Here is a 4,682-nt window from a genome sequence, read left to right on the forward strand (position 1 = left end):
TTGGGCGCGCTGGGCGCGCTGACGGGGCGCGGGCTGGCGCATATCGTTTTGTCGTTTGGAGTGATGCTGTGCGGGTTGTGGATTGCGCTGGGCGCGGCGGGCCGGTTTCTGTATCCCGGCACCGCGCCCGCCATGCTGATAGCCCTGACAGCGGCTTTGGCGGGCGTTTTTGCCGCGCTGGGCCTGGCGGCGGCGGTATTTACGGCCGACACGCTTAAAACCATACAGTCGGACGAACTGGACGGCGGGTCATGATAGAAGCCGTATTGAGTCTGCCGGCAGTTTTTCTTGTGGCCGCGCTGCTGATATATCTGGCGGGGCGCAGACTGCCGTTTTACGGGATACCGGTGGGGCTGGTGGTTTCGCTGTACGCGCTGGCGCTGTCGGCCGGGCTGTTCAAAGCCGCCGTGCAGGACAATATCGCGCTGCCTGCAGAAGCAAACCTCGACTGGTTCGGCATTCCGTTTCTGGGTTCGCCGCTTGCATTGCGGCTTGACGGGATGGGCATGCTTTCTTTGTTCGCGGTATGCGCCGCGGGGATGATGGCGCATCTGGTATCGGCCGGGCAGGTTGTAAAGGATCGCAATATCCAGCGGTATTTCGCGCTGCTTTCGCTGTTCATGGCGGGAATAACCGGCATCATACTGACCACGAACCTGCTGCTGATCGCGCTTTTCTGGGAATTGACCGCCATCGCCGCGACCGGGCTTATAGCGCACCGGTATCAGCGGCCTGAAAACATCGTCGCGGCGGTACGGCATTTTCTTCAGGCCAGAACCGGCGGATTGCTTCTGCTGGGTTCCGTTATTGTGGCGATGGTCAGCTTCGGTACCGTGGGGATTGAGCAGATCCTGAAACTCCAGCGCATGAATTTCGTAAACGAAACCGGTGTAACGGTGACAGCAGTACTGCTGCTGGGCGCGGTTATGTGCAGGATAGGGGTTTGGCCGTTTACGTCGGCTCCGGCCGGCATGGCCAACGCCCCGGCTCCCGCCGCCGCGCTGGTGACTGCGGCGTCGGGTTTTGCGGCTGTTTATCTGGCGGTGCGCTTTGGAGCGTTTGCGGCTGCGGCAAGAGGCGTCGGCCCGGCGGTGCTGTGGCTGGGGTTGCTGGGCGGAATGGCCGCCGCGCTATGCGCGCTGCGCGAGAAAGATATCGTGAAGGCCGTAATATACTGCGTGAGCGCGGAATTCTGTCTGGCGGCTGCCGCGCTGGGCGCGGGCGGAGGGCAGCAGGCTCTGTTTCAGGCGTTCTGCACGGTGTTTTGCGGTGTTTTGCTGATCATGTCGGGCGGGCTGGCGGCTTTTGTCTGTAAAAAAGGCGATATGTCGGAGATGGGCGGCCTGCGGTATTCAATGCCCACTATTCATCTGGTGTTTCTTACGGGCGCCGTTTCGCTGGCTGGCCTGCCGCCGTTTTCCGGTTTTTTTTCGAAGACGTTTATGGGCATGGTTTTTCAGCAGGTGCCGGGCGCGTTCGCAACGGCTTTACTGGTTTATCTGCTTTCCGGCATTGGCATATTCAGGGTTCTGCTGCTGACTTTTTACGGCGATAAAGGCAAGCTGGCCCGCCGCGCGCCCGAATATGAAGGGCCGGGTTCAACAAGCGGCACGCTGATTTTCGCGGCGGTTTCCTGCGCGTTCATGGGGTGGATGTTCACGCGCAAGAATGTTTTTTCCGCCATGCTTTCAATGTCGGAAAATCCGATGCCGTTCAGCTATCCGTCGGCCGCGCTTACGCTGTTATGCGCCGCGGCTGCGCTGGCGGCGGCATTGCTGGCGCGCAGTTCCGTGCGGGAACGGAAATGGAAGCGGCTGGCCGAGCTGAATTGGCCGGAGGGCGACTGTTCCGCCGCGCTGGGCGCGTTGGGCGGCGGTATTGTGAATTTTGCCGGTCAGGCTGACAGGCTGGAGCGTTCGGTTGACGGAGGCCTGTCGTCCGTGCTGGCCCGGCTGCCCAGAACCATGCGTTTGTTCGCAAGCGCGGTGTTTCGCATGCCTGACAGTGTGACCGATGTCCGCACGCCGGGCGACAGCCTTGCCGCCAACGCGGTGCTGGCGGCGGCGGGACTGGTCACGTTGTTTTTGATAATCGCCGTTTTAAGTTAAGACCAGGGATATTTTTATCGCTATGGGTATACTTTCAGTTATAATTGCGGCAAGCGCGGCGGGTGCGGCGGTCGTTGCGGTAATCCCGCCCGGCCGGGAACGGATTATGCGGATAACAGCCTTTTCCGCGTCCGGGCTGGGGCTCGCGTTTTCCTGTGTTGCGCTGTTTTTATATGCGCTGCCGAGCGGCGGCCTGCAATTTTCCGAACAATACCGCTGGATTGAGGAAATCGGCGTTACCGTTTCTTTTTCTTCGGACGGGCTGGGCCTGCTGGTGCTGGCGTTTGTGAATCTTCTGGGCTTGCTGGTGGTGGCGTTTCCGTTTGACTGCGGCGCGCGGAAAAACGAGTATTATTTCTGGCTGCTTGGTTCGCAGGCCGCGTTTTCCGGGCTGGCCAGTTCGGAGGGCGCGTTCACGTTTGCCGGATTTTGGATGCTTTCGCTGGTGCCGCCTTATTTCCTTGCCGGGATCTGGGGCGGCCGCGACAGGGAGCGGGCCGCGTTTAAGTATTTCACGCACCAGTTCTGCTGGGCGATAGCGCTGGTGGCGGTGGTGCTGGCGCTTCAGTCGGGTCATATTCCCGCGCGGTTTGACCTCTGGGCCTCGGCATTGCTGGCGGCGGCTGTGCTGGCCCGCGCGCCGGTTGTGCCGCTGCACCTGTGGGCGCGTGATTATTTTACGCAGACGCCCGGCCATATCGCCGCGTTAGCGGCGGGTTCGGGTTCAGCCTGCGCGCTTTATGCGGTTATGCGTTTCATCATTCCGGCTACGGCGGCGGGTTTTACGCCGCTTTCGCCGTATGTAATTGCGGGCGGCGCGCTGAGCATGATGGCGGCGGCGCTGCTGGCGCTTGCGCAAAAAAATCTTAAAGCGGTAGCGGGCTGTCTGGCGATGGCGGGTTCCGCGGCGAGTTTATGCTCCATTGCCGCGCTTAACGGTGCCGGGCTGACTGGCGGCGCGCTTGCGCTGCTGGTGTTTCCGGCGGCGGCCGCGCTGCTTTTGCTGACCGCGGAAATGCTGAGCATGCGTTTTGCTACGGCGGTGTTTGACGATATTCACGGGCTTTGCGAGATTATGCCGGGGTTCGGCATCGCGACAGGTTTTGCTCTGGCGGCTCTGGCGGCGGTGCCGTTGTCGGGCGGATTTATAGCGGTGTTTCTGATGCTGGTGGGAATCTTGAAAGTGTCGGTCTGGTGCGCGGTATCGGTTATGCTGGCTTTTTTATGTGTTGCCGGGGTTGTTGTCAGGATAATAGGCTCAATGATCTGGGGCAAATATAATAAGGAAGCCGTCCCCCCCCCGCTTGCCTGGACAGAAAGGATTGCGCTGGTTCCGTTGCCGGCCGCTCTTGTGTTTCTGGGTATTTATCCCGCGCCCGCGCTGGATTATATCAGTACCGCCGTCGCACTTGTTCAGCGGGCGTTGAAAACATTATGACAGATATCACCTGTTTCGCTTCTCCGGCAATTGCCATGTGTGCGGCAATGGCGGCCGCGTTCATCAGACCCGGCGCGAAAATCGTTTTAACGCGCCCGGCGTTTGCGCTGGCGGCTGCGGCTATGGGGGCGGGTTCATGGTTTGCGGCCGGGCGTGCGGGGTTTTGTTCGTCGCCGCTTTTCGTGTTTGATCCGCGCGTGCTGTTTGCCGATACGGTGCTGGGCGCTGTGGTCGCGCTGGCGGTGCTTGAGCAGAAAAAGCGCGCCGATCCGGCCGTAAAGGTTTGTGAAATCGGCACCTCGATGCTTTTTGCCGCGGCGGCGGGGCTTATGCTGCTGATCCGTGCGGCAGACAGCGTTTTGTTTGTAGCTGCATTCGCGCTTGTTTCTATCGCCCTGACTGTTCTTGTTGCCTCCGGGCCGGACAGGAAGCTTTCCGCTTCCGCCTGCGCGCGGGAGTTTTATTGCGGCGGATTCATGACTTTGGGCACGCTGGCCGGCGCAATAATGCTGTTTTGCGCAACTGGTTCCTGCGTTCTGGCTCCTGCTACGGGGACCGGACTGTTCACTGCGGGCGCGCTTACGCTGTTTTCGGGGCTTTTGTTTCTGGCGGGCGCGTTTCCGTTCAGCGCGGTAGCGCGCAATGCCGTTAAGGCCGTTGACGCAGGGCCGGGCATGTTTATGACTGTGGCTGTGCCCGCAGTGGCGTTGTTATGCGCCGCGCGGCTGGCACCGCAGATACACGCCGGCGGAGCGGCGGGCGGGCTGGTATTCGCGGCTGTAGGCGCGCTTACGGCGGTGTCCGCCTCCATAGCAGGACTGTATCAGACGGATTTGAGGAAACTGGTCGCCTGCGTCGCCGCCGCAAACGCGGGCTGGGCGATCTGTCTGTTCACGGCGGAACAGAGCCTGGCGCAGATTTTGTTTTTTCTGGCGGCTTTTATGCCCGCGCTGGGCGGCCTGTTTATTGTTTCGGGCGAATGCGGGGAAATTTGCGGTTCGCATGAGATAGCCTCGCTTAACGGGCTGGCGCGCAGGGCGCCGGCTACCGCGCTGGCCGGACTGCTGTTCATTGCGGTGCTGGCCGCGTTGCCGGTTACGTCGGGTTTTGCGGCAAAGTACGCTTTGCTTGCACTT

General features: G+C 60.9%; 4 protein-coding genes. All 4 read left to right on the forward strand.

Features of this window, described 5'->3' with window-relative positions; all coding sequences use genetic code 11:
* A partial coding sequence (locus PHW69_09840) for a hypothetical protein (GenBank protein ID MDD4005483.1) occupies window positions 1–255 on the forward strand: 255 nt, incomplete at its 5' end.
* Entirely contained in the window at window positions 252–2,108 is a 1,857-nt protein-coding gene (locus PHW69_09845; GenBank protein ID MDD4005484.1) for a proton-conducting transporter membrane subunit, read from the forward strand. The genes PHW69_09840 and PHW69_09845, both read left to right, overlap by 4 nt.
* Before the next feature lie 22 nt (window positions 2,109–2,130).
* Window positions 2,131–3,546 carry a proton-conducting transporter membrane subunit gene (locus tag PHW69_09850; GenBank protein MDD4005485.1) on the forward strand — a complete coding sequence of 472 codons (1,416 nt, stop codon included), beginning with the start codon at window positions 2,131–2,133 and terminating at the stop codon, window positions 3,544–3,546.
* Window positions 3,543–4,682, forward strand: a 1,140-nt coding sequence (locus PHW69_09855; GenBank protein ID MDD4005486.1) for a proton-conducting transporter membrane subunit, incomplete at its 3' end; no start/stop codon positions are given. The genes PHW69_09850 and PHW69_09855, both read left to right, overlap by 4 nt.

This window comes from Elusimicrobiaceae bacterium (genome assembly GCA_028700325.1).
Taxonomy (GTDB): domain Bacteria; phylum Elusimicrobiota; class Elusimicrobia; order Elusimicrobiales; family Elusimicrobiaceae; genus JAQVSV01.